Here is a 25383-nt window from a genome sequence, read left to right as displayed (position 1 = left end):
TTATTCTCTCCCAGCGCGGTGGCTCTAGTTCTTCTGAAGCCACCTTTCTCATCTTTATTTAGTCTAAACTACAGTAAAATCGATTGACGAACCCTAGTCAACTGAGATTTTTAGGGCTACACAATCAGTTGACCAATTTTTATCAAGACTTGAAGAACCGTATAAAGTTCGTTCATTAGAGGAACAGGTGAAAATATTCTTGATAAGTCATATTGAGGCGGATTCTGAAAGTCTAGCTTGACGAATACAATTTCACTGCCATTTGTCATCGCAGCAAAACTCGGTCTATCCTTGCGGGGATTGGCGGTCATGTATGCTAGTGTTTGGGGAAGTGCAGACATTACGGAAATGGTGGTGCGCTTCGACTCTAAGAGTGTCACCCTAAACTGATTTTGCATCACTAAAACATCAATCCGTCTCTTGAGAGTTTCTACTTCATCATCCTCGTCATCTAAAACAATTTGTACAGATTTTTCAGCCATCATTTTAAAAGGTGGATCGTAAAAACCCGCTCGTTCCAATAGAGGCGAACCCATGATTAGCGTAACGGTTCCTTCTGTAAGGCTTCCATCATTTAAATGATAGAGATATCGCCGCCGAATTAAATTGAGGGCGGCTTTATCGACTTCTGTAATTTCGGGTAAATCTGCATACCATTCTGGGAAAAATCCCTCGGATTCAGTTCGCGTAATATTGAATCGAGATTCAACATCTGCTAAAGTTTGGATGATTTCAGTAATGGCTGTTGTTTGTGTCATATTTTAAACTCTTGCTGCAACCGATCGATAATTGTATTACGCTCGATGGTAGCGAGAATTTCTTGAATTACCGTATCTTGTCCCAGGGGGCCCCAGGTGCAGCCTTTTTCTAAGTAAACTTGGGCGGCGCGACCGACAGCGTAGGTTCCGTAAGCTGCTAAACTAGCTTGAGTGACAGCGACTCCGGCAAAAGTAGAAAAGCCGATGTGCGGGGCCGCAGCGGCCGCAGTTTTGCCAAATCCCAAGAGGAAACTGCTACCTAATTCTCCCAAAAGTACGCCGCCAGCACTAGAGAAAATAGTCTGCCAAAGTTTCCCGGCTTCGTAACCAGTCATGGGTAAGCCGTAAAGTCTGGATAATGAGCGAATTAAGGCTAAATCTGCGACAGTTGCTCCCATTACATCCAAGAATGCCACTGGATTTAAACCTACAGCCAAAGCTTTATATTTTGCAAATTGCCAGATTAAATCTTCGGCTTCTGTTTGTCGCAATTTGAGAACGTGACGGGCAATGTTTGCTTCGGCATCTCTAGCTTCAACTAAAGCATTTAGAGCGAGGAGCGATCGACCTTCTCTGTTAAGAATTGTGAGAATTTTATGTTTGAGTTCGTCTATCTGCGCGGGGGGCGACTCCCATTCGTTAGTTACTCTTCCGTCGGCCCATTCCACCCGCACTTGCACCGGTGCTGGTTCGGCGGCTACCATGACTATTTCTAATGATTTGGCAGTTTTAAGCGGTGATTTTGCAGTAGATTTATCAGATGGGTTGTTTGGGCGATCGGACAAATTTTCGCTATCTGTTTCCTCTGTTACCTTAGCGGGTGCTAACTGTTCTGAATTTCCCAGCGCTTGCAAACTTTGGTAAATAGCTTTTCTGTCTAATTCTGGATAAAGGTCAATTTTATTAAAAACTAAAATTACCGGTTTTTGAGCTGTTTGCAATTCGCACAGTGCTTGATATTCAGTGCGGGTAATATCGCCTGCAACGACAAACAGAATTAAGTCAGCTTGGCGAGTTACTTGTTTCGCCATTTCGCCGCGCACTTCGCCACCAACTTCATCAAGTCCAGGAGTATCGATTAATTCAACTTGCACCCCTCCTTTCCCTCCCTTGCCAAGGGGGGGTTGGGGGGGTTCCTCGCTGTCAAGGAAGGATAAAGGCACACTCCACCGCACGGAACGTGGCCACTGAGTCACGCCGTTGAGGGGGCCTGTTTGCAGAATTTTGTGACCTAAAAGCGCGTTTAATACGGCTGACTTGCCACGGCTGACTAAGCCGAAAGTAGCAATGCGGATGATGTTGTAGTCTAGTTTTTCTGAGGTGGAAGTTAAGATATCTAGCTGATATTGCAGCGCCGCTTCTAATTCTGTATTATTCGAGTTTTTTTTCCCTTGGCGCAGGTGGGAGTAGCGCGCCAGGGCTTCGCGCAAACTGGCGCGGGCAAGGGATAAGCGATTTTCTTGAAGGGAATTGTCAGCCATTGGCGATCGGCTTTTTTAAGCAGGTATAATTGATCGTCGAATTATAAATCCTATTTCTTATTTTAATACAATTTTTCATAAATTTATAATTTTTTAGTGGTGAGTTTTCCAAAAAATCTTGAACGGGCAAGATGCCCGTTCCACAATAACAAAAAATTTTTGTGGAACAGGCATCTTGCCTGTTGTTCCAAAACAAAAAAACTGTCTTGTGGAACAGGCATCTTGCCTGTTGTTCCAAAACAAAAAAACTGTCTTGTGGAACAGGCATCTTGCCTGTTCCTTTATTTTACTTAATTGGCCGCCGACTTAACGGTTTCGGGCCCAGATACCTGAGATGAAAGGCGACTCGCCACTTGGTTGACGAAAGATTGCAAGAAGGAAACTTGCTGATTTTGCGTAAATACTGCTTGCAAAGTTTTAGTCAACTGGTCGAGATTGAAAATGCCTTTGGGAGCATTTTCCAGTTCTTGACTTTGGAAATATTCAATTAAACTCAGTCCTGCTATTCTGGTAAAATATGCGGCACTAATTCCCTGCACTGCGCCTCCTGCTACATAGGTGACGGCATTGCTTTTTAACAGTCCAGTAATAGTTTGGGTAGAGAGTTCTACTAATCCCAATTTGAACATTTGATTAGCCAAAGTTGCCGCTACTGTTTTAGCTTGGTCTAAGGAAAACTTTTGCTGGTAGATGGCGCCGAGGTCGATTACGAGTTGGGTACTGATGGCGGTTGTTGCTAGCAAGTCTAAAGCGGGAACCGGGTTAGTAAAGACGGCGGCGGCGGCGATGTACTGATATTGTTCGATAATGGGAATTCCCCGATCGCGCCTGACTGCATTTAATAAGGTTTTGGCCTCTAACTTGATACTTGCAGCCTCCCGCACTGCACTCGCCCAGACCAACTGTTGGCGTTCTTCCGTTAAGATTTTAGTCAATCTTTCCGTCAGCGCGTCGAGTTGAGAGACTTGATTTTCGATGCGTTCTTTAAATGTGCCGTCCGCTTGGTGCTGGCGCACTTTAATAGAATTGGGAGAAGCTGCGATCGCAATTATATCTTCGGTTCCCAATATTCCTTGCATTTTCTGCTGCAAAGAGTGCAAAACCTGCGACTGCTGTTCTGGCAAATATTGGTCTAGTTTGTTCCACACTAGCAGCACGCGCTGACCTGCGGAAGCTAGCTGAGATAATGTTTGAAATTCTGAATCTGTGATGTCGCCCGCTGTCACAAACAGCGCTAAATCACCATTGATTTTGGCATCGGCATTTGTATTAGCAAATAGCGGTGCTGTTTCTTGTAAACTAAGCTTTTGCTGGTGTTGAGATGCCCAATTAGAATTTAAAACTTGAATTAAGGCAGTTTTGCCGACAGCTTTGCCGCCAGTGACGGTAATCCGCAAATCTTGTCTGTCTAATTCGGTTCTGAGCCGATCGAGCTTTGCTGTTAGATTAGCAGGATCTGCGGAGTTTTGAGCTTCTGAAGCCAGCAATTTAATTGCGGTTTCTGAAGCCGCGATCGCTTTTTCGGCTGCTTCCCGGTTCGCCAGGGGTTGCGGGAGTGCGAGTTCGAGTTTGGGGGATTGTTGCTTCCACCACCAATACCCCGCACCGGCAGCCGCCAAGCCGATCAGTGCCGTTTCGCCCATTTCTGAACCCGAATGCTGTAGAGTTTCCAGCAGCCACAGCGCTGCTGAAAGTCCTATTCCGCCTATCAAAATCGGTCGCCGCAAGTTAAGTGTCATTTTTCCCTTCCTGTGGGTATTGTCGCCAAGCTTAACCTTACCGGGCTTGGCCTCCCTCCCTATATTCCATCGTACCTCTGTGGCATCCAAACTGGCAGGCGGGCGATCCGACTTTTTGCGATCGGGATTTGCGGCCCCGGCCACAATCAACTTTTTGTACTTCTACAAAGGGGGAATGAAGGACTGAAGTCCTCACTACAAACCAATAGATTTTTACATGATTTTGCAAATATAATAGTTGATTTTTTCTCTAGGTTGGTAATGCTTGAGATTGTGATTCAAAAATATCAATTATTTGTTTGGGAATTGCTCGCGGGCGCATGGTGGTAACTTCAACCCAAACCCAAAGCGCCTCTGCTTTTAACAATATTTCGTCACTTCCAGCCAAGCGAATTTCGTAGCGTCGGACAGCGCGCGGGCCGCGCATTTGTTCGATCCAAGTGGATATCTCCAATCGATCGCCCGATGCGGCAGATCGCAAATAGTCAATTTCTATCCGTCGCATTACAAAGACGCCGCCCAATTCCCGGTAGCGATCGAGAGTAAATCCCAAATGTTCTAAATGTTCGATCGCAGCGTGTTCTAAATAATGCTGGTAGACAGCATTATTTACGTGACCGAGAGCATCCATTTCATAATGTCGCACTCTAATTTGTGTAGTAAATGGTGTCAATTTCTCCCCTTTCCACTTGTTGCGGTATTTTGTAGTTCCGAGTGCGATCGCGCTCTGGGTCGATACTCGCTCGGAACTAATTGCAAGGTACACTAATCATAGTTGAAACGCCACTACTTCCAGGTTAATATTAGTCGTGGAAGCACGGCCGGTGAGCACCTTGGTTTTTTAACCACAATACACTGGCTTAAAACCTTCAGTCTCGGTTAACCCTGTTTTGTGGTTCTGAGTGCGTCCCCGACTAAACCTTTAAGAAATCGGACGGGTAATTGTTTAGTCTCCCAGACAAATTCCCAAACCGCGAGCCGTTTTAACCAGAGTACCATCGAAGTCTACAGGTCTGTATTTGGCGATCGCATCTTCCAGAGGAACGCTCACAACTTCCCGCTTTTGCCAAGATACCATGCAGTCGTATTTCTCTTCGGCAATTAAATCAACTGCTGCGACGCCAAAAGCAGAAGCAATTAACCTTTCTAGCGATGAAGGAGTTCCTCCGCGTTGAATATGCCCCAAAACAGTGACGCGAGTTTCTGCACCGCTGCAGTCAGAAATTGTATCAGCTAAATACTGACCAATTCCGCCTAATCGACTTTGACCTAAGCGATTTGTGTGCATTACTAACTCGCCTGCTTCTGTACGCACAGCCTCCGCTACTATAATTAAACAGTAGTTTTTTCCCCGATCTTGGCGTTCTTGGATTTGGGCACAGATTTGGGAAATTGTGTAAGGGATTTCTGGAATCAAAATTATATCAGCTCCTCCAGAAATTCCGGCACTGATCGCAATATGTCCAGCGTCGCGTCCCATGACTTCGACAATCATGACGCGGCTGTGACTTGCCGCAGTAAAATGCAAGCGATCGAGTGCTTCAGTGGCAATATTGACAGCAGTATCAAAACCGATGGAACGCTCGGTAATTCCGACATCATTATCTATTGTTTTAGGAATAGCAACTAAATTCAAATTGCCGTGTTGAGCAATCTTCCTGAGAATGGCGAGACTGCCATCGCCACCAATGCCAATTAAGGCATCCAGACCTAGTTGATGATAGCCTTCGATAATGTCGTCAGAACGATCGCGTAGAGTCCCATCAGGCATCGGGAAAGCAAAAGGGTCGCCCTTATTTGTCGTGCCTAGCATCGTACCGCCAATGGTGAGCCACGAGTCTACTTTCTCAATATCCAACGGAATTGCTTCAGGGGGACGACTCATCAATCCGTTGGTGGCTTGACGAATCCCCATCACTTTCCAATTGTAAGTTCCCGTTGCGCGGTGGACAACGGCTCGAATAACTGCATTTAAGCCTGCACAGTCACCTCCGCTAGTGAGGATACCTATACATTTTTGTTCTCCCATAATTAATGCCCGACTTTTGTTGCTCAGAACATGAGTTGATATTTTTAGATGCCGATCGTCCAATCCTGATTTTCGACGTAAATAGGTAGGCGAAAATAAACTTTACTCTGTAACAGAATGTAAAGCTATCATAACTTTTGTGATTGCTTTGATAAGATATCGCTCCTTTGGGGAGCGTTTCACTCGTTTTTGACTACTTATGTATTTTCAAGCTTCATCGACCTAATTGAGTGCCTCATCTCTGAAGCATTCCACAAGTTCGATCGCCCACTAAGTAGCATCGCCAATCACCGTCTCCAACAAAACATCAATTTTACTTGGGATTGAGGCGTTTAGAAACTTGGTTAATTATACCGCTGAGAATAGCACCGCCCATAAGAATTCCGAGGGCGGGATTAAATACGGGCTGCCAGAGACTGTACCACAAATCAAAACCGAGATTCACCCCAGTCGATCGACCTGCTACTGCGATCACAAACCACCCAAAAATGGCAAAGACGAAAAACACATCAGCTACTAAAAGCAAGTTAAGTAAGTTAAGAAATTTATCTTTCATGGTGGAGCGTTCCTTGTGAGTGCATATCTGTCAACTTTTGGCAAGCAGTTGGTAAGGGAGCAGATTGATAGCTGCAACTGGCGATCGAATAAAGATAAAATATCATTCAATTGTTTTCGCGCACAGGCTGTCAAAATATGGTTCGCTATACACTTCCTCAAAGCCCCGAAATTATTTTAACTGTCAAAGGGAAAGATTCAGCCAAAGCCCGCGAAGAAGCGATGGATCGGCTGATGGATCTCATGGATGAGGGCAAGCTGCCTACGGAACTCGTGGAGGGATTTGGGCCCAAGCAGTTTGTTGAAGTTAAGGATATCGAAGATGCTGCGTCTGACGGCGAGGACGCGATTACTGAAGCCGTCCAGATTTTGAGCAATTTGGCAAGTCTCAAATTGAAAGTCATGGAATCCCGCGAAGAAGCCCTCAAAATCCGGGCTGCGATCGACATTTTGTTTACAGATGAGGCTGTGACGGCAGAAGAAATTGGCCGTTTAAAAGATGGTTTCAAGGTTCTCAAAAACTTTGCTCAAGCTAACGTCCGCTATCGAGAAGCTAGAAGTAAAGCCGAAGAAGCGCGGGCCATTCTCGACGAAGCTTTGCAATCTGTCGAACCGGAAAACAAGGCGCAGAAATCCGCGAAATAGTAGCAAGTTGGGTTGAAACTCACATATTGCACCATTCTCGCTTAACAGGCAAGATCCCTGTTTCACCAGAAAATTCACTCTTTGTGGAACAGGCCGGAAAGCCTGTTCCTCAAAAAACTGATTGAGAATGGTGCAATATCTCAGTTGAAACCTATTTCTGTCATTGCGATCCGAAGGGAAGCAATCGCGGAGGTTTGCGATTGCTTCGTTTCTTTATTCGGACATACAATAACTCTGCTGCAAGACATAATATTAACTTTATCCACATTGAAATCCGGAAAAAATTGTGACCCAACAAACAGAACCTCTTAGAAACTCGATGTCAGGCAGCTTGTTGCTGGCTAAACAGTTAGGTTTTCAACCAAAAACTGTGATTGATGTCGGTGCCGCCTTGGGAACTTTTAACCTTTACGAAACTTTCCCCGATGCGCGACATTTGCTAATTGAACCCATCGCCGAAAATGAACCTTATCTCGCCAAAATTTGCCGCAAACTCAAAAGTGCAGAATACATTATCGCTGCGGCGACCAAAGAATCGGGAGTTTTCACCCTCAACGTCAGTCCCAGTATGCTGCATTCTTCAATTTATGAAAATCGCGTTACTGACAGCAGCAATCCTTATTTGAGAAACATACCAGCCATTACCCTGGATGGAATATGCAGGGAAAGAAACTTGCCATGCCCGTATTTAATTAAAGTTGATGTAGACGGACAGGAATTAGATGTTTTAGCAGGAGCAACTGAGATTTTGCAGCAGACTGAATATGTAATTGTAGAAGTTACATTGTTCGGTCAGATGTATGATGTAATGAGTTTTATGAAGTCTCAAGGATTTGCAGCTTACGATATTGTTGATTTGTCATATCGCCCGACTGATCAGGCTTTGTGGCAAGTTGACATGGCTTTTGTTAAGGAATCCGGTCACTTCCGAAAAGAGAGGGGTTACGCGACAGGAGAGCAGGATATCGAAGCACTTAACTCGCATCTCAAAGCTTATCGGGAAAGTTTCATCCAACACATTGAAACTCATTACAGCGACCCAGTAGAGCCGGAACCACAGGTCACTCAAGCTGTTTTGGGCGAAGATTATGTCATCATTTAACTCAAATTGCTTCCATCTGACACCCAATCCGGGTCGCACTTCGCACGCTTATTTAATTAATCCTCAACCTCTAAAAAACTGGTTTTCTAAATGCTGCTATTGTCGTCTATAAGCTTGCAATCTGTTGTAAATTGGCTTTCATTGGATATCAGAAAGTAGGAATGCCCTAATGCGGCAGGGCTGTTTCATTCTCTTGTAGGGGCAAACCCTCGTGAAGAGCCCCGATGCCTGAAATGCCCATGACATCATCTGTGGGTGAGGGCGGGCACTCTTGGCACCGCCCCTACAAAAGCCTGATTTTCCGTAGGGGCAATCCGACCCCTACTCCCCGTGGTTGCCCCGAAACTACAAAAGCCTGGTTTTCCGTAGGGGCAATCCCCCGTGGTTGCCCCGAAACAGCCCTACGCTGTGACGGGGGAGTGTCAACTACCACAATTAATCCCAAGGCGCTTTTGTGGTGGATTGTTGAGTTGCTGGCAGTCGAAGCTGTCAACCATCAACCAATAGAGGCTCTCAGTTCTATTTCTTTAGCCCAAGGTATTGCTGCCAAAATATAGTAGATGTCATCTCCTTTGAAGCACTTTTCCATTGTGTACTTACGGATGACCATTCATTAATACCTTCAGCAGCAACTTTAAACCACCTAGTCAAAAGGTTAGTACCAGCTACTTTATCTACCTCATTTTGGTTGTTATAGCTTTTACTAAGCTTTACAATGCTCATGTGAAAGCTTTCTGGGTCAGTGTTTTTGATAAAATCTGGGCCTTTTAGATAGTCTTCAAAAGCTTTTACAACCATCTCTACATGATTATAATCAAATTTTGCTAAAGCCTGAAGTATTACTTTTGTCAAATGCTCAACTGCATCCATATATTCTGGAGAATAATGGATGGAATAAGCTATTAAATCATTGCGGATATAATAATAATTTTCCCAATTTACATTCTTTGCCGCCGCTGGTTGATGCCACACCGCCAGTGATGGAAAAGCTACAATGTTATTGCCCAACTCTTTTATTCTTAAACCAAACTCTACATCATCTATTTTTATAAATAAAGGCAGCGGTAATTGAGTTTGTTCAACAAGTTCCTTAGAAAAAGAGAAAAACCAAAATCCGCCATAGTCTACATCTTCTTCCTTGAGCAACCTGTTGAGAGAATTAGAATCTCGTAAATCGATATTATAATTTAAAGCAATTAATGCCCCAGGCCCAAATCCTCTAGTTTTAGAATAGGCGTTGTACGAGGCTCCTGCTTCATACAAGATATGCTTTTTTTGTAAATTTAGCAGTCCACCCGCTACAGCAAAATCAGAATTGGCGTATTCATACAAAGGAAATAATTTATAAATACATTCACTTTCTAACTCTATATCATCATCCATAAGCAAAAAGTGAGAATATTTTTTTTCCTCTAAAGCTTCGACCAACCCTCTAGTAAAGCCACCGCTTCCACCCGCATTTATATTAGGAACTAGCCTCATTTTTGGCTTTCCAAAATCAGCTTCATCTAAAGTTCTACCATTATCAACAACGAATACTTTAAAGTCCTTGGTTTCTAGTAATTCATCTTGAAAAATTGCAGTTAATGTATTTTGTATGAAGTCCTCTTTTTTAAAGGTGCAAATTACAATCCCCAAGGATGCTTCTCTAGTTTTACTTTGATCAGTTGCTATCCATGCCCCTTTAAATTCACCCTGTTCACTAGAACAAGTTATTTCAAAATATATTCTGCCCGCTTTTTTGCCTTGAAGGAGATTTATTGGTGAGATTTTTACAGGATCAGAGAATTGACATTTCTCAAAGCTCTCTTCAGAAATTATTTCTTTGTTTTTTTGTCCATCAAATTCTCTGTAAACACAAACTTTAAAATCGCCTTCAAGTTTCAGCACATAGTAGATAGAGCTAAGAGTTGTATATTGAGTATAATATCTCTCGTAAAACGAATTAAAATAAGAATTTGAGGAGACAACACCACCCTGAGATAAAACAACTTTTTTGTCATCTTCCTGGTAGCTTATAGATGCAGATTCATTACACCGTATATATACATCCGAACTCTCGGCTGATTTTGGTAGCTTAATTCCAGCTAATATGTTCATGTAATATCTACCTCCTCTTGTAGTAAAGTTATTTTATTTGACTGATGTTAAAGAGTCTTAGCTTAAGAATAAATTGTGGATAGGTTCTAGCACGTCCTCCTTGAGGCATAACTCCTATCAACTTTTTTTAAGTTGTGGATAAAGCGATTGATATCGCATCCAAGCCTCTTCTAAGGTTGGATCAACAGATTGCGGAGTTGCAGCAAGCGTTGGTGTGGCTGCCAGTTTGATCGTGTCATTAGCCTCTGCGTATATGCCAATTCCTATACCAGCCAGTAGAGCAGCACCACGCGCGGAAGCCGCAGCAACTGTAGTTGCATAGAGGGGTATTCTCAATACATCAGTCAGTAATTGTTTCCAAGGCATTTCTGCGGTTCCACCGCCTGCTAAACGCAGTTCTGTCGCTTTAAAACCTGTGGCCTCAAGTGCCTCAAAACCTTGTCGCAAGGCAAAAGCAACTCCCTCTAAAGCTGCCCGCATCAAGTGCGCCTGTGTGTGATGAAGTCCCAGCCCTACCCATGCCCCGCGTACATAGGGGTCAAGGTGTGGAGTTCGCTCACCCGTGAGGTAGGGCAAAAATGTCAACCCTTCACATCCTGGGGGAACAGAAAACGCTTTAGTATAGACTTCCTGCCAGCTCAAGCCAAGGATTCCTCGCACCCATTCAAGCGCTAACCCGGCATTTTGCATTGCTGCAAGGGTGTACCACTGGTTAGGTAGGGCCGATCGATATAGATGGGTACGACCATGACGATCGATAATTGGTTGCGATCGAGGTGTAATGATTTGAGCGCCTGTGCCGATCGTTAGTTGAACCAAACCAGGCTCTAGTAGTCCGTTACCAAGCGCTGCCGCTGCCGTATCCGCCGCACCAGCGATAACGGGTAAGCGAACTCTTAAGCCAAGATGCTCTGAAGCAATAGTTGTGAGGTAGCCGGAGATCGCACTAGAGGGGATAATTTTTGGTAACCAATCACCACGTAGATTCAGCGCCCAGATTGCATCCTCTGCCCAGTTATCCGACACCACATCGTAAAGCAAAGTACCACTAGCATCAGATGGTTCAGTTGCAACTTCTCCAGTCATCCGTAACCGCAGCCAATCTTTTGGCTGAAGTGCCCAACGCGCTTCGGTGTAGACAGTAGCCTCGTGTTCTCGTAGCCACAACAAAGTGGGGCCAGCCATTCCAGCCGTAATCGGGTTGCCCAATCGCTCTCGAATAGGGGCATCGAGGGAATGATAAGTGTTAAGCGTGGCACTAGAGCGAGTATCTGCCCAGAGGATAGCAGGGCGCAAGGGCTGACCCGACTCCGAAGCTAGGACAACGCCGTGCATTTGCCCTGAAAGTGCGATCGCCAGTACCTGATCAGCGTGATTTCCTACAGCCTTCCTCACAGCCGAGGCAACAGCTAACCACCAATCTTCTGGCTCCGACTCAGCCCATCCAGGTTGGGGTGCATGAACAGGATAGGATGTTGATGCTTCACCTATAGTGGTTCCGTCTGTCGCTAGGAGCAATGCCTTAGCAGAGCCTGTTCCTAAATCAATTCCAAGCAGCATGATAGCTAATCCTCAAATCATTCAGTGTCTTAGCAAACGGGCGATCGCTTTTACCAATTCATCAGGTTCAACAGGCTTGGAGATATGCATCTGAAATCCCGCAGCTAAGGCTTGCTGCTGATTGATTTCTCCAGCATAGGCAGTAAGTGCGATCGCAGGAATCGTGCCTCCCTGTTCAGGTGACCACTTTCTAATTTGCCGAATCAGGGCATAACCATCCATATCGGGCATCCCAATGTCACATAAGAGTAGATCGGGAACAGATTGATTCAGGAGGGTCAATGCCTGTGGAGCCGAAGCTGCTGTCGTAACTTGTGCGCCAGATTGCATCAGGGTGAATGCTGCCAACTCCCGCATATCTGCATCGTCGTCCACAACCAAGACCTGAATACCTGCTAAGTCTGTCGCACTTTCTGCGTGCCTGTCATCAGAAGAGGGTTCCGGCTCTACGATGTTTAACGGTAGCCGGATGGTAAATGTAGCCCCTAAGTTCTGTCCTAAGCTGTCTACTTGAACGGTTCCTCCATGCAGTTCGGTAAAATGACGGACGATCGCCAGCCCCAATCCCAATCCGCCGAATTGTCGGGTTATTGTGCCATCTTCTTGACGGAAGTAGTCAAACACATGGGGTAAGAAGTCTCGTCTGATGCCTTTTCCAGTATCTTTGACTTGAATCTGAGCATACATACCAACCTGCTCTAGTTGCACCTCGATTCGTCCTCCGCCTGGGGTGAATTTCACGGCATTGGAAAGGAGGTTCCAGACTACCTGTTGGAGGCGATTCGTATCACCTGAAACCGTTCCTGAAATAGGATTAAATGTGGTCTGGATTTGAATGTGTTTGGCTTCGGCGGCCAGTCGTACCGTTTCTAGGGCGGCTTCAATCATTGCCGCTAGATTCACAGGAGCGACGTTTAACGTCATTTTTCCCTGCAGAATGCGCGAAACATCCAACAAGTCCTCAATTAATTGGGCTTGCAGCTTGGCGTTGCGTTCGATCGTTTCTAGGGCTTGCTCGGTTTTTGTGGCATCGAGGCGCCGACTTCGTAGCAATTTTGTCCAGCCCAGAATCGGGTTGAGAGGCGATCGCAACTCGTGGGACAATACGGCTAAAAATTCATCTTTAATCCGGTTAGCAGCTTCTGCTTTTGCGCGATCGCGTTGAGCCAATCGGTATAATTGAGCATTGTCGATCGCCAAGGAAGCACGACGCGCCAATTCCTCTGCCAGTTGCAAATCTGCTGAGGTATACCGTCGTCCAGATTCGGCACAGATAAAGGAAATGACCCCTAAAATTCGTGCCTGAGTTCGTAGTGGCACCGTCATCACAGAGCTGAATCCAACCTGCCGCAGCATCTCTAAATGCTCTGAATCACGCGCTGCCTGTACCAACAGTTCATCGGGAATCTGCGGCACTAAATCCGGTTGCCCAGTTCGTAATGTGTATGCAGCACCGCGAGCGTCCTCCGGGTTCAGCGGATACTTTTCTCTAATCTGATATGCCCATTCCAGTTTAGCCGGGTCGATGTGAGCAACTGCAATCTGCTCGATCGCACCATCCTCTTCTATGATGTGAACAGTACACCAGTCCGCTAATTCCGGCACTGTAAGCTGCGCGACTTGCTCTAGAGTAGTTTGATAATCGAGTGAGGATGCCAGCACCGCACTTGCCTCAGAGAGAAAGCGTTGGGCAAGCTCTAACTGCATTCGTTCCGTCACATCTACCACATAGACTAGAACCCCTTCGACCTGACCATTTGAGTTAACAGTTGGAAGATAGTAAACGTTGTAGTAACCGGGACGGCGATCGCTGCGTCCCGGAACATTCACTGCAAAGTTGGGTGAAATGAAAGGATTCCCTGTGGCGTAAATCTGATGGAAGACTTCAACTAATTTGGGATCGGATTCACCAAAAAGTTCTGGAATTGAATAGCCTAAGTGTTGCTCGCGGGTTAATCCATTAATTTCTGCTAATGCTTCGTTGATGGCAATAAATCTCTGCTGTGCATCTAACAGGGCAAGTCCAACCGGAGACGTGTCAAAAATAGTTGCCAGTTGGCGCTGTGCGGCTTCTGCTTCGGATCGTGCAAGACGCTCGCGTTCTAACAGTTGTTCTCGTTCTTGTTCTGCATACTTGCGCTGCGTCACATCCAGCACCAGCGATAACACCGAAATCATCCGTCCCGATTCGTCCCTGAGACTGGAGTTATACCAGTCGCAATGCACAATGTTGCGATCTTTCGTGTAATTGCGGTTGTATGAAAAAATATGGGGTTCTTCACCATAGACCAGCCGTTGGCAGACTTCAGTCACCGATTCGAGGTCTTCCTCAAAGACAAAAGGTATCTCTGTTAAAGATTTGCCCAGAATTTCTTCGGCTTTCCAGCCCAAAATCCGCTCTGCACCAGCAGACCACCGAATGATTTGAAAGTCTCGATTCCATTCAACGACTGCCATTGGAGAGTTTTCAACATGGAAGTTGAGCTTTTGTAGGGCTTGACGCAACGCCTCTTCTGCTTGCTTGCGTTCTGTGATATCAATGACAACTCCGATCGAGTGCTTGGGATTTCCCTGAGAATCATAAGTAAACTGTCCTCTCGCTTCAACCCAGTGAATGGAGCCATCTGACCAACGCAGGCGATATTCATGGTGATACTCCGCCTTGTCACCTATGGCTTGCTGAAGTTTTGCTTCGGTTTTTGCTAGGTCATCGGGATGAACCGCACTTGCCCAAACTTCATAGCTGGGTTCGCACTCCTTCGGTTGTAGACCCAGGATGGTGAAGTGTCCTTCTGACCAAAGCAATGCATCGGTCTGCATGTCCCAGTCCCACGTTCCCATGCGTCCGATTTTTACTGCCAGTTGCAGATGGGCTTCACTTTCGCGCAATCTCTCTTCTGCTCGCGATCGCTCCACGGCTAGCCAGGTTTTTTGAGCAATTCGCTCCATCACCGTCACATCTTCCTCCGTCCAGTGGCGAACAGAGACATGGTGCAACACAAACAATGCAACAAATCGTCCCTCTTTCACCAATGGAACACATAGCAGAGACTTGGTTTGGATTGCATCGAAGGCAGCAGCCCCCGCTCCAGCAGTCCGAGGATCGCTATCAACATCGTCCACAACGATTGTTCTGCCTTGCTTTAATTCAGCAATGAGTTTACTGCCAAACGAATCTAGGTGATGTCTACCCACCACGCTGATTACACCATTGCAATAATCGCGATCGACAATGACATATTCCTGCGTTGGATCAATTTCGCCGTAGGTACAGCGAGTGACACTAAAGTGTTGCCCTGTAGTACAAACCACCTGCCACATAATTTCTTTTGGATCTTGAATGGCACGAATCCCCTCATTCAATTCGATTAGGAATTGTTGAATTTCTTCTTTCTGCTGGAGGTTCTTGAGCAGTTGTTCAATTTGTTGCCTTGCCCGCACCTGGGCTGTCACTTCAATGTTATAAATCAACACACCCTGAATGGTTCCCTCAGCATCCCGCCAAGGTGTAAAGATGCAGTGGAAAAATGCCTCTTCCAACACCCCATCGCCGTTCCGATCCCAGTAAGTAGGTGACTCCTCCCGAATAAATGTTTCTCCCGTCCGGTAAACGCGATCGAGCGCTTCAAAGTAAATTTGTCCCTCTATCTCCGGGAAAACGTCCCGTATTGATTTCCCGATAATGTCTGGAGTGCGGCCAGTCCCTTCCAGATAGGTTGGATTGGCAAATTCATAGACAAGATCGGCACCTTTAACAATGCCAATCATCGCAGGCAATTGCATCAGGATGTCATGCAACCGCTTGCGTTCGGTTTCTGCTTCGAGTCGGGCAGATTGTTCTCGTTTTAAAAGGCGATCGCGCTCTGCTTCGATCTGTTTGCGTTCGGTGATGTCAACCGAAACGCCAACCATGCGAACTCCCTGTCCGGTTTCATCCAGATAAACTCGCCCCTGACTGTTGATCCAGCGCACAACTCCGTCGGGAGTAATTACCCGGTACTCCTGCACGTAGGACTTTTCGACCGCATTTGCCCCTTGAGCCGCTTGGATCACCCGTTGTCGATCGTCTGGATGAATGAGTGCAAAAAAGTCTTCTCCTGTCCCTTCATGAAAACCCCAAACGTCTAGAGCATTAGCAGAACACAGGACCTGATGGGTCGGCAAATCCATATCCCAGACCACCATCTGAGCCGCCGTCAGTGCCAATTGCAGGCGTTCTTGGCTCTCTCGTAATGACTGTTCAACTTGTTTGTAATCCGTCAAGTCTTGGAAGATAACAACGGCTGCAACAATCTGCCCCTGCTTATCTAAAATCGGTGCTGAGTTGGCGTTAATGAAAATGCGGCTACCATCATTTCGATCAATTTCCATCTCCTCGTTGGTAACGACTTCACCTGTTTTTAGCGATCGCGCTAAGGGCATATCTTCATGGGCATAGGGCTGACCATTAGAACGAAGTGGAATGTATGAAACGACGGCATCATATTCGTTAAGCTCAAGCGATGGTTCGTAGCCATACCCAACAATCTGCTTGGCTTGTTCGTTCGCCAGAACCAACTTACCAGATGCTGCATCGGCAATCATTACACCCGCAGGCATTTGTCGTAAAACGGCTTCAAATCGGGCGCGTTCAATTTCAAGCTCGTGCAATAACCGTTCTCGTTCTGCCTCTGCTTGCTTGCGTTCTGTAATATCGCGAAAATAAACTGCTACTCCAGCAGTCGAGGGATAGGCATTTGCCTCTATCCAACGCTGGACAGATTCCCCAAATTCTTCCCAGGAAACAGGAACCTGTTCCGTCATTGCCCGATGGAGTTCTCGATAGGGAATTGCACCAACCAGCTCAGGAAAAACCTCATTCCAAACGTGCTTTCCTAGTAGATATTCTGGTGTTTTGTGCAGGATTTGAGCCGCTGCCTGATTTACGTAAGTGTAGCGCCACTCGCGATCGAAGGCGACAAAAGCATCCGTAATGCTTTCCAGAATTGTTGCCACCTTGCGCTCAGTTTCTTGGACAGGGAACAACTGTTCGCCTTCAAGGGTGCGGGCAAAGTCTTCAATGACTTCAGAGCGAGAAATTCCTCGCCTGTGAGCCTCTTTATCGAGCGATCGCCATGCTGTATTAGTCAGAGATACGCTCACTCGTTGTTTCGTCTCCGAGTTCCAATTGCTAACAAATTTGCCTGTGGCGTCGCGCTTCATGAAGATTCATCCGTCTGCATACACGGTCTTCTCCATTGAACCTGAGTTACTCACTGAGGAGAATCAGCCTTAAGATAGATGCTTTGGCGAGAAAGAAGATACATAGGAAAGAATTACATCAATAAATATTGCGCTGTATTGGCGGCTGAATTTCCCTTTGCACTCGTAGACATAGAGCTGGGCTAGACGCGAGAATCGCACGGCTTTAAGGATCGCGAATTAAATAATTTACACTCTTGAAAGTGGGGAGTAGGGGTTGGGCGGGACGCCCGCCCTTTCTGGACGGGCTATAAGAGCCCATCCCACAAGAACCATCACGCATTTTAAGTTATTTAATTCTCATTCCTAACGTAGTGCAGCCGTAGCAGTGTCAAATAAGTTTCCTTACCGAGGCGGATGCTGCCTACAACAATCGGGCTAGCGTTCCTTTAGCACCAAACTCATGCAAACTACGCAACTGGTCACCAACAGCCTCGACGAAACGTGGCGACTGTACTAAATCTCCAAAAATTTCAGATAGGCCCAGTAATGGTCTGGGATCTAATTCACTCAAACTGGCGCGTTGAGTGAGGATGTCTGCTAATGGGTCATCAATGGGAATAGGTTGCCCTTGTTCATCATGACTATTGATGTATCGACACCAAGCAGCAATCGTCAAACTTAGGTAATCGATCGCACCTCCAAGTTCTAATTTATCGCGGATCGATCCCAAAACAAACTTAGGAATTTTTGCCGATCCATTCAGGCAAAGGCGTGGAAGCTGATCGCGAATTTTGGGATTGGAAAACCGTTCAATTAAAGTTTTTTTATAATCGTCTAAATCAATCCCAGGAACGGGTTGAAGCGTTGGTGTCACCTCATCCATCAGGTTAGCGACTGCTTGCTGAAACAAGGGATCAGCCATGACTTCATAAACGTAGGTATAAGCTGCCAGAGAGCCGAGATAGCCAATCAGCATATGGCTGGCATTGAGCAGCCGAATTTTCATCATTTCATAGGGATGAACATCCTTAGTCATCTGTACGCCAACGGATTCCCAATCAGGTCTGCCTGCACAAAAGGTATCTTCGATTACCCACTGGGTGAAAGGTTCCGCGACGCAGGGAAACGCATCATCAATACCAAACTGTTGGGCCACCATTTTGATATCTGCTGGGGTTGTCAGCGGAGTAATGCGATCGACCATGCAGTTGGGAAATGCAACGTGTTCAGCAATCCAACTTCCTAAATCCCGATCGCGCATTTGGGCAAATGTCGTTAGCATTTTCCGCACCATGTTGCCGTTGCCCTGGATATTGTCGCAGGACAAGACTGTAAAGGGTGCCAACCCCTGTTGACGCCGCTTGGAGAGTGCGGCTGTCAAAAAACCGTATGTCCCAATTGGTTGGTCAGGATGTTGCAAATCGTGCTGCATCGTCGGGTGGTTGACATCGAAATTGCCACTTCCTTCAATGTAGTAGTAGCCGCTTTCAGTGATCGTTAGAGTAACAATTCGGCATTGGGGATCTGCTAATGCTTCAATAACTGCTTGACGATTGTCTGGTGCAAATAGATATCGAGTAATTGAACCAATGATCCGAGCGCGATCGCACTCAGGCGATTGCTCAACTAAGGTATACAAACAATCTTGGGGTTGAAGGGCATCCCGTATTCGCCTGTCATAGTCATTGTCAAGCAATCCAACCCCACAGATTCCCCAGTCACTACCAGGATGCTGATGGAAATAATCATCAAGATAGAGCGCTTGGTGCGATCGATGAAATCCACCAACCCCAATATGCACAATTCCATTAGTAATTTGATGGCGATCGTACTTGGGTACGCGCACGTTTCCAGGTAAACGAGACAGGGATGCTTGATTCAGCTTGATTGTTGAGTTTGTGCTGGTATTGCTGTTCATCTTAATGTATGACCTTGTGATGACGGCTGATTATCAGTATTGCAGGATGGTTGAAAAAGGTGGACTCTATTTTGGCGGATCTGCATGGCAAGTCGATCGCAAAACCGATCGCCGATGAAGTTGTCGCCCAAGCTATTCTTGAGAATATCTAACTTTTCAAGGGTTGCCGATCGCAGATGAAAAGACAACCCAGAGCCCCACTTCTTTGTTGAAACCCTGATTGCCCTGAATCAATGTGATTCAGAAGTCGGGGCTCTGCGGGGAAGCATAATAAAGTTGGGTACATCAACTCATCCTATTCGGTAAACCCCTATGGTTCAAAACGTTGTGATCATTGGATCGGGTCCGGCTGGACTGCTACTGGCACATTATTTATTGCGTCGGGGCAACTATCATATTGATATCTATGAACGTCGTCCCGATCCTCGGTTGACTGATGTTTCTGGAAACCGCACATTTCCGCTCTCGCTTCAGGAACGGGGCAGAAAAGCCATTCGAGCCATTGCTGGGTTAGAGGAGGCGATCGCCGCTCAAAGTGTGTTCTGTCACGGGACGATTATTTATCGGAAAAAGGGGAAATCCCGACGGATTCCTCGCGAAAATCCGGTTCTCACAATTGATCGCAATCGCCTCGTGACGATTCTGTTAAAGCAATTAACCGAAACCTCTAATCCGAATCAGGTTAAAGTACATTTCAACTGTGAATGTACGGCTGTGGATGCAACGGCTAAAACCGTGATGCTGAAACCTTCAGAAGGAGATAGCTTTACCGTTCACTACGATCTACTGGTGGGTGCTGATGGGGCGCGATCGCAAATTCGAGACTATTTAGTCGAGAATGCAGGCTTGCCGTGTTCCCAAAGCTATGTTCCAGATGCCTATAAATCTGTGTTTTTAAGTCGGCTCAATCCGACTGCTGGAGTGGAGTTAGAACCGAATAAAGTCCATGCCTGGAATTTGAATAATAAAACCCGGATGCTGATGGTACCCCAGCCCGGAGATCAGTTGAATGGCGTGATTATTTTTGATGCACAGACTAATCCCCTAGAAGGATTATCCACGAAAGAAGAAGTCAAGGCATTTTTTGAGGAAAATTTCCCGCTGTTTGGTCAGTTGATGTCGTGGGAAGAAGCGGAAGCGTTGTTGAAGCGTCCAGTGGCAAAGGTGCTAACGGTACGCTGCGATCGCTTTCATGAGGGCGATAGTGTGTTGCTGATTGGCGATGCTGCTCATGCGGTGTCTCCCTCGATTGGGCAGGGGTGTAATTCTTCGTTAGAAGATGTGCTGATTTTGGGACAATTGTTGGAGCAGTATGGGGATGATTGGGGGAAGGTTTTGCCGCAGTTTTCACAGCAGCGAGTCCCGGATGCCCATGCCTTGCAAGAGTTATCAAATTATTCGTTTCCTCGCACGAAGTTGTTGGTGGTTGAGTTTTTCTTGCGGTTGACGATAGGAAGGCTATTCCATCGATGGTTTCCCCGTTTAGTTAAGCCGTCTGTGTTTGATTTGGTGTTAGATACGGACTTGTCTTATTCGCAGGTGTTGAGTCTGAGCCAAGGTTGGATTCATAAAGTGAAGCGTTCGATGGCCCAGAATTCTTGATATTCAGCAACGCCATTTTTCACCATCGTAAGTCAGGGCATCAAGCCTAGGCGTGATGCCCCGTGTTCTTACACTGGCGTTGCTGATAATAGACCGATAAGATCCTCCATCCGCTCGATAACTTGGTGGGCACCAGCCGACTGAAGATTATCTGCACGGCTGCTTCGTTCATCCTCGCTTATATGAGTTCCCCCTACATAACCGATAATCTGCCCAATTCCAGCGGCAACGGCAGACCTTACCCCACTGATAGAATCTTCAATTGCCACGCAATCGGAAACTTCAGCGTTCAGACACTTCACTGCATGTAGGTAGATGTCAGGAAGCGGCTTGGGACGGGGAACGGGGAGAGAGTCGTGAGCGCTAAATATCTGCTCGCTTGGGAAATAGTCAGTCAGGGCTGCAGCACCAAGGCAAGCACTCAGCCGCTGTAAGCTGCTGTTACTTACTAGCGCATATTGAAATCCGTCGTCGCGCAGGTAAGACAGCACTTGGGGCGTTCCGACCGTCGCTTTTGCTTCTACAGTAAGCCGTTCGATCGCTCTCTTTTCTTCTTCAGCCACTAGCTTGTCAATATCGCGCTCATTAAGACTGGTTAATGAGTCTGGGTAGAGCTTTTTGAGTATTTCCCTGTAGGGTTTCCCGGCGAAGCTTTTAACAAAGTCCTCAAGCTCATAATGTTGAGCGCCAGGGAACTCACGAGCCACTTCATTTGTCAGCCTCCATGCGCTTTTAAGTGCTATGGTTTCACTGTCAACAACAGTTCCGTCATGATCGAAAAGTACCACCAAATCATGCTGAAGCTGTTTCATTTAAAAGACCTCCCTCACTGTAATTCTTAAGCGTAGTCAATAGTCCGTGGGTCTGGAGATCTTGCAAAGCCCTGTGGCATTCATTATCTACAACCTCTGTCTGTTCGCAATTCTCCAATCCCAGAATCCCACTAATTACCGCGCCTTTTTGAATGGCTGTAATTGCGCTTTGGGTATCCTTGGCATAATAGGGCTGACCAGACTCGCTCGCCTCCTCTCTGACTGCAAGAAGCCACGCTGCAACAGGAAGTATAATACGCTTCATGCTGATTTTTCGGCTATAAGCATCCTCAAGTATCGGAAATATATACTTGCCTACTTTCCTCGCTGTTTCTGAAGAGATTCTCTCAGTAGTATCGGGAAGATCTTCGTTACTCAGCCTTAGTAACACCTGCTCCATATATTGTTCGCACATCTGGCGAGGCACTGGTGTTGCTGCTGCGATATCGTCCATGAGAAGCCGAGTAAACAACTGGAATTCCGGTAGGGCGATCGCCTCGTGCATATACTCTATACCTGCTCTTACAGCTAAACAGGCTATGAAGGAGTGTACTGCATTCAAGAATCTCGACTTCATATACAGAAAGGGAGTGATGTCGCTAGTCATAATCACCCCCGTATCTTCCCACTGGGGTCGATCGCCTGTGAATTTGTCTTCCACGACAAACTGCCAAAATGGTTCGGTTACAATGGGTGCGCGATCGCGAACCTGCAACAGTCGGCTGGGGTAGTTATAGTCGGATTCCTGTTCTTGAGGCACAATCCTGTCTACCACTGAATTAGGGAACGTGGCGTTATCCCTGATGTATTCTGCAAGTTGAGGATCGATCATATCAGCGTAAGCTAGCACTGCTTTTCGCAGGATCTCCCCATTTCTCGGGAGGTTGTCGCAAGAAAGTGTGGTGAACGGGGCCATTTTGCGATCGCGTCGTCGGCGTAGCGCCTCTACTATAAAGCCAATTGCAGTTGTTGGAGTGGAAGGATTTCGCAGATCGTGCGCGATGTCTTCATTCGTTGTGTCGAGATTAAAACTCTTGTCTAGATGGTAGCCTCCTTGAGTAATAGTAAGAGTCACCAGATGCACAGAAGGAGACGCCATCTTTTCAAGCACATATTCGCACTTCTCTCTACCATTAACTATTTCCCTGATAGAACCGATAACTTCCGCTTCCTCACGATTTTTAGCGCGACTAGAATGTTTGGTCAAAGTGTAAAGGAATCTCTGCGGTTTCAACCTAGTAATGGTCTGTTGACTCTTGAGGCTAACCCCACAAATTCCCCATCTCTGCTCTTGGGAATCCTTCTGTGCAAGATAGTTATGTATTATGTAGGCAAGGTGCCCCCTAAAAAAACGACCTGGCCCGAAATGGACGATACCAGTCTTAAGCGCCCTCCTGTCGTAAAGAGACTGTTGCCTCCACAAACCAGTTACAGTACCGAAGCGAGAACTTGAAGAAACACTGGGCGGTCTGAGTAAGTTAACCATGAGACTTCTTAAATAAGTTTGATAAGGTAAAATGAAAATTGGTCAGTCTGGGTATACCCAATGACCTACAAGCAACACAAATGTCTCAAACTGCGAAAATTTCGGGTATCCTTTGTGCCATCTACAAAGAAGCGTATTACCAGATGGTAGTTAGGGTGTGACAGATAGAGCCGAGAAAGAAAAAATCAGGTAAACCTAATTAAGAATCAAAGCTCAATTGGTCATTAACCTGAAGTAAGGCACAAGGGTACGCGACCTACTGCAACTTTGTTCAACTTTGGCCGGTGCGTAAGCCGAATGTATGTCCTATAAGGGGCAAATAGAGTGCTTTTAATTCTGGCTTGAGATTCCCCAATAACTCTGTAGGCGTTGATGTTATTTCCCTGGGTCGCTGCTATCCTCCCTATTCAGGAGAATCTACAAACAATTCTTTAGAGGTACTTATAACACCAGGGTAATTAGGGTCTGACAGGTAGAACAGAGAAAGAAGAAATCAGGTAAACTTAATTAAGTATCAAATATCAAGCAGTCATTAGCCTGAAGTAAGGCACAAGAGTACGCCACATACTGCCACTTTGTTTAGCTTGGGCAAGTGCGTAAGTCGAATGTCTTTCCTATAAGGCGCAAATAGACTGCTTTTAAATTATGCCTTTAGATTACCTAATAACTATGTACACTTTGTATGTTATTTACCTTGGTCGCTGCTATCATCTGTCTTCAGGAGAATATACAAATAATTCTTTAGAGGGACTTATAACCACAATCAAGCGTATACTTCGCTACAAGCAGTTAAGTTAGAGTTTGGCGTTTGTGTAGCAAGCGTCCAAAAACAACGCTTGCCTTGAAAAGTCCTGTCTGTAGCGGATGGCTGATAAGCTGTGTTGCATCTAGATTGCCTATGGTATTAGAGAGGGAGAGGGGGAGAAGAGGAGAGGGGGAGAGGATTTGAGGATTTTTGATGGGGACTCGAAATATACAATTTAAATGCACAACAGCTTACAGCATTGCAAGTCCGTTTCAGTCTGTCCATAAATTTCTAAAGTTTCCTCACTCATTCTATAAAATTGGAATTACGACTCGACTAATTGAGGAAGGGAGGAACGGATAGCCGAAGTGCAGTGGGATGTCAGAGCGCATTACTCAGAGGTTGCCATCAAATTGCTGGGATTGTGGGAACACTGAGGGAATGTGGGACTGTACTTCAAACACCGCTACAAAGCGTTTAATTATCGCATCGAGAAACTGACAGAGTATTTCGGGTTTCCAACTGTCAAGCGCACCCTATGGGATTTGTTTGAAATGGAGCCAAAAGTGCGAGCGTGATGTTGAGTTGAATACGATCGGCTTGTGCTGGGTGAGGTTGAGTGGGATGTGCGGGTTCGGGGTGAGTGCGATCGTCAAACAATAACCTAGACGAACGCCACCTGCGATTTCTAATTCAGCTTCAGGGAACTGCGAAGCGTTTTTGAATGCGCCCAAAAGAATGGAAACAGTCTCAATTAGATTCTGTCAGGAACTACCATTCTCCACAAAATTTTTTAGCTTTGAAGCGTTCCTCACTGCATTTCCCTCTCCGTCGTTGTTGAAGTAGACGAACACGCTTCGCCCCTGGCTTTCCCACTCGTGGATGCGATCGGCCCACCAATGCAAATCATCATCAGAGTAGGAGCCGCCGTAGAGATTGTTGGCGTCGGGGCCGTGGAGGCGCACATAGACGAATGAACCCGTTACACGCAGGATACACGGAAGATTGGCGCCGCTCATCACGCAGTAAGCCGCTCCTTCGCGTTCTAGCAGCGAAAATACCTCTTCTGTGTGCCAGCTTGGATGTCGGAATTCCACAGCTACTTTGATCCAGGGGGGAACCTGTTCTAGAAAGTAAGCTAGGCGGGCTAAATCGCAGCCGAACTGGGGAGGGAGTTGGACGAGCAGAATACCCAGTCGTGAGCCCAGGCATTGAAGTCCCTCACTCATGCGTTCCAACCACTTTTCTGGCGAGTAAAGACGCTTGGAGTGCGTTAGACCACGGGGCGCTTTTACGGTCATCAGAAATCCTTGAGGGAGGCGCTCTCGCCAGCTAGCAAAGGTAGTGTTTGGTGGCCAGCGGTAGTAGGTGCTATTAACTTCGACGGTTTGATAGTGCTGGATGTAGCGATCGAGCCTAGAGCGAGGCGGTAGCTGGTGGGGATAAAGCACACCTTCCCAATGGTCGTAACTCCAACCTGAAGTGCCAATATGAACAATCACATCCCGGTTCGTTATCGCTTCCATGATTCGGCTTGAAATCGCTACTACACAATCTTTCGTCCCAGCAGAGAGGGACTAAGAATTTTATATAGGACTTACGCATTGACAAAAAACATTATCTATGTATTCTAGACAATGCCACCACTACTAAAGTTTGCTAAAATA

General features: G+C 46.3%; 17 protein-coding genes. 4 read left to right on the top strand and 13 right to left on the bottom strand.

Annotated elements, in window-relative coordinates:
• Positions 1-116: 116 nt before the first annotated feature.
• From QUB24_RS29900 to QUB24_RS29875, 6 genes are all read right to left on the bottom strand, one after another.
• Positions 117-758, bottom strand: coding sequence for a type I restriction endonuclease subunit R (locus tag QUB24_RS29900; RefSeq protein ID WP_333157214.1), 642 nt, complete (start codon positions 756-758; stop codon positions 117-119).
• The gene (locus QUB24_RS29895; protein ID WP_333157213.1) at positions 755-2239 is read right to left on the bottom strand and encodes a DUF697 domain-containing protein; all 1485 of its coding nucleotides are present in this window, start codon (positions 2237-2239) and stop codon (positions 755-757) included. The genes QUB24_RS29900 and QUB24_RS29895 overlap by 4 nt, the downstream gene beginning before the upstream one ends.
• A gap of 290 nt (positions 2240-2529) precedes the next feature.
• Positions 2530-3978, bottom strand: a complete 1449-nt coding sequence (locus tag QUB24_RS29890) for a slr1306 family protein (protein WP_333157212.1) — start codon at positions 3976-3978, stop codon at positions 2530-2532.
• 250 nt (positions 3979-4228) lie between these two features.
• Entirely contained in the window at positions 4229-4744 is a 516-nt protein-coding gene (locus tag QUB24_RS29885) for a thioesterase family protein (protein WP_333157211.1), read from the bottom strand.
• A gap of 180 nt (positions 4745-4924) precedes the next feature.
• Positions 4925-6007, bottom strand: coding sequence for an ATP-dependent 6-phosphofructokinase (locus tag QUB24_RS29880; protein ID WP_333157210.1), 1083 nt, complete (start codon positions 6005-6007; stop codon positions 4925-4927).
• A gap of 313 nt (positions 6008-6320) precedes the next feature.
• Positions 6321-6563, bottom strand: a complete 243-nt coding sequence (locus tag QUB24_RS29875; RefSeq protein WP_242720156.1) for a hypothetical protein — start codon at positions 6561-6563, stop codon at positions 6321-6323.
• Positions 6564-6700: 137 nt separating this feature from the next.
• Between QUB24_RS29875 and QUB24_RS29870 the strand changes: the two genes are divergently transcribed.
• The 3 genes from QUB24_RS29870 (at position 6701) to QUB24_RS29860 (ending at position 8866) form a co-directional block, all read left to right on the top strand.
• Complete coding sequence (locus QUB24_RS29870) at positions 6701-7207, top strand: hypothetical protein (protein WP_333048859.1); 507 nt, start codon at positions 6701-6703, stop codon at positions 7205-7207.
• A 286-nt stretch (positions 7208-7493) separates the two neighbouring features.
• Positions 7494-8309, top strand: coding sequence for an FkbM family methyltransferase (locus tag QUB24_RS29865; RefSeq protein ID WP_333157209.1), 816 nt, complete (start codon positions 7494-7496; stop codon positions 8307-8309).
• Positions 8310-8533: 224 nt separating this feature from the next.
• Positions 8534-8866: a hypothetical protein gene (locus QUB24_RS29860; protein ID WP_333157208.1), complete on the top strand. Its 333-nt coding sequence runs from the start codon at positions 8534-8536 to the stop codon at positions 8864-8866.
• On the opposite strand, the gene QUB24_RS29855 is transcribed toward QUB24_RS29860, so the two are convergent.
• The 4 genes from QUB24_RS29855 to QUB24_RS29840 all read right to left on the bottom strand — a co-directional run bounded on the left by QUB24_RS29855 (position 8829) and on the right by QUB24_RS29840 (position 19071).
• Positions 8829-10409 (bottom strand): glycosyltransferase, encoded by a 1581-nt coding sequence (locus QUB24_RS29855; RefSeq protein ID WP_333157207.1) that lies wholly within the window; start codon positions 10407-10409, stop codon positions 8829-8831. The genes QUB24_RS29860 and QUB24_RS29855 overlap by 38 nt on opposite strands.
• Positions 10410-10526: 117 nt before the next feature.
• Positions 10527-11969: a xylulokinase gene (gene xylB, locus QUB24_RS29850; RefSeq protein WP_333157206.1), complete on the bottom strand. Its 1443-nt coding sequence runs from the start codon at positions 11967-11969 to the stop codon at positions 10527-10529.
• 21 nt (positions 11970-11990) lie between these two features.
• Positions 11991-17171: a PAS domain S-box protein gene (locus QUB24_RS29845; protein WP_333157205.1), complete on the bottom strand. Its 5181-nt coding sequence runs from the start codon at positions 17169-17171 to the stop codon at positions 11991-11993.
• A 403-nt stretch (positions 17172-17574) separates the two neighbouring features.
• Positions 17575-19071, bottom strand: coding sequence for a mannitol dehydrogenase family protein (locus QUB24_RS29840; protein ID WP_333157204.1), 1497 nt, complete (start codon positions 19069-19071; stop codon positions 17575-17577).
• 312 nt (positions 19072-19383) lie between these two features.
• Between QUB24_RS29840 and QUB24_RS29835 the strand changes: the two genes are divergently transcribed.
• Positions 19384-20673 carry an NAD(P)/FAD-dependent oxidoreductase gene (locus tag QUB24_RS29835; protein WP_333157203.1) on the top strand — a complete coding sequence of 430 codons (1290 nt, stop codon included), beginning with the start codon at positions 19384-19386 and terminating at the stop codon, positions 20671-20673.
• 68 nt (positions 20674-20741) lie between these two features.
• On the opposite strand, the gene QUB24_RS29830 is transcribed toward QUB24_RS29835, so the two are convergent.
• The 3 genes from QUB24_RS29830 to QUB24_RS29820 all read right to left on the bottom strand — a co-directional run bounded on the left by QUB24_RS29830 (position 20742) and on the right by QUB24_RS29820 (position 25242).
• The gene (locus QUB24_RS29830; RefSeq protein WP_333157202.1) at positions 20742-21485 is read right to left on the bottom strand and encodes an HAD family phosphatase; all 744 of its coding nucleotides are present in this window, start codon (positions 21483-21485) and stop codon (positions 20742-20744) included.
• Positions 21466-22971, bottom strand: a complete 1506-nt coding sequence (locus tag QUB24_RS29825) for a mannitol dehydrogenase family protein (protein ID WP_333157201.1) — start codon at positions 22969-22971, stop codon at positions 21466-21468. Before QUB24_RS29825 ends, QUB24_RS29830 begins: the two co-directional genes overlap by 20 nt.
• Before the next feature lie 1509 nt (positions 22972-24480).
• Complete coding sequence (locus tag QUB24_RS29820) at positions 24481-25242, bottom strand: DUF72 domain-containing protein (protein ID WP_333157200.1); 762 nt, start codon at positions 25240-25242, stop codon at positions 24481-24483.
• Positions 25243-25383: the final 141 nt, after the last annotated feature.

Source organism: Microcoleus sp. B9-D4 (assembly GCF_036705105.1).
Lineage (GTDB): Bacteria > Cyanobacteriota > Cyanobacteriia > Cyanobacteriales > Microcoleaceae > Microcoleus.
This window is presented reverse-complemented; position numbering and strand designations above follow the sequence as displayed.

Bases quoted from the DNA above. Each gene is read 5' to 3' on its own strand.
- QUB24_RS29900 (WP_333157214.1), bottom strand. From the start codon at position 758: ATGACACAAACAACAGCCATTACTGAAATCATCCAAACTTTAGCAGAT.
- QUB24_RS29835 (WP_333157203.1), top strand. From the start codon at position 19,384: ATGGTTCAAAACGTTGTGATCATTGGATCGGGTCCGGCTGGACTGCTA.
- QUB24_RS29870 (WP_333048859.1), top strand. From the start codon at position 6,701: ATGGTTCGCTATACACTTCCTCAAAGCCCCGAAATTATTTTAACTGTC.
- QUB24_RS29845 (WP_333157205.1), bottom strand. From the start codon at position 17,171: ATGAAGCGCGACGCCACAGGCAAATTTGTTAGCAATTGGAACTCGGAG.
- QUB24_RS29830 (WP_333157202.1), bottom strand. From the start codon at position 21,485: ATGAAACAGCTTCAGCATGATTTGGTGGTACTTTTCGATCATGACGGA.
- QUB24_RS29880 (WP_333157210.1), bottom strand. From the start codon at position 6,007: ATGGGAGAACAAAAATGTATAGGTATCCTCACTAGCGGAGGTGACTGT.
- QUB24_RS29895 (WP_333157213.1), bottom strand. From the start codon at position 2,239: ATGGCTGACAATTCCCTTCAAGAAAATCGCTTATCCCTTGCCCGCGCC.
- QUB24_RS29825 (WP_333157201.1), bottom strand. From the start codon at position 22,971: ATGGTTAACTTACTCAGACCGCCCAGTGTTTCTTCAAGTTCTCGCTTC.
- QUB24_RS29820 (WP_333157200.1), bottom strand. From the start codon at position 25,242: ATGGAAGCGATAACGAACCGGGATGTGATTGTTCATATTGGCACTTCA.
- QUB24_RS29875 (WP_242720156.1), bottom strand. From the start codon at position 6,563: ATGAAAGATAAATTTCTTAACTTACTTAACTTGCTTTTAGTAGCTGAT.
- xylB (WP_333157206.1), bottom strand. From the start codon at position 11,969: ATGCTGCTTGGAATTGATTTAGGAACAGGCTCTGCTAAGGCATTGCTC.
- QUB24_RS29890 (WP_333157212.1), bottom strand. From the start codon at position 3,978: ATGACACTTAACTTGCGGCGACCGATTTTGATAGGCGGAATAGGACTT.
- QUB24_RS29840 (WP_333157204.1), bottom strand. From the start codon at position 19,071: ATGAACAGCAATACCAGCACAAACTCAACAATCAAGCTGAATCAAGCA.
- QUB24_RS29860 (WP_333157208.1), top strand. From the start codon at position 8,534: ATGCCTGAAATGCCCATGACATCATCTGTGGGTGAGGGCGGGCACTCT.
- QUB24_RS29855 (WP_333157207.1), bottom strand. From the start codon at position 10,409: ATGAACATATTAGCTGGAATTAAGCTACCAAAATCAGCCGAGAGTTCG.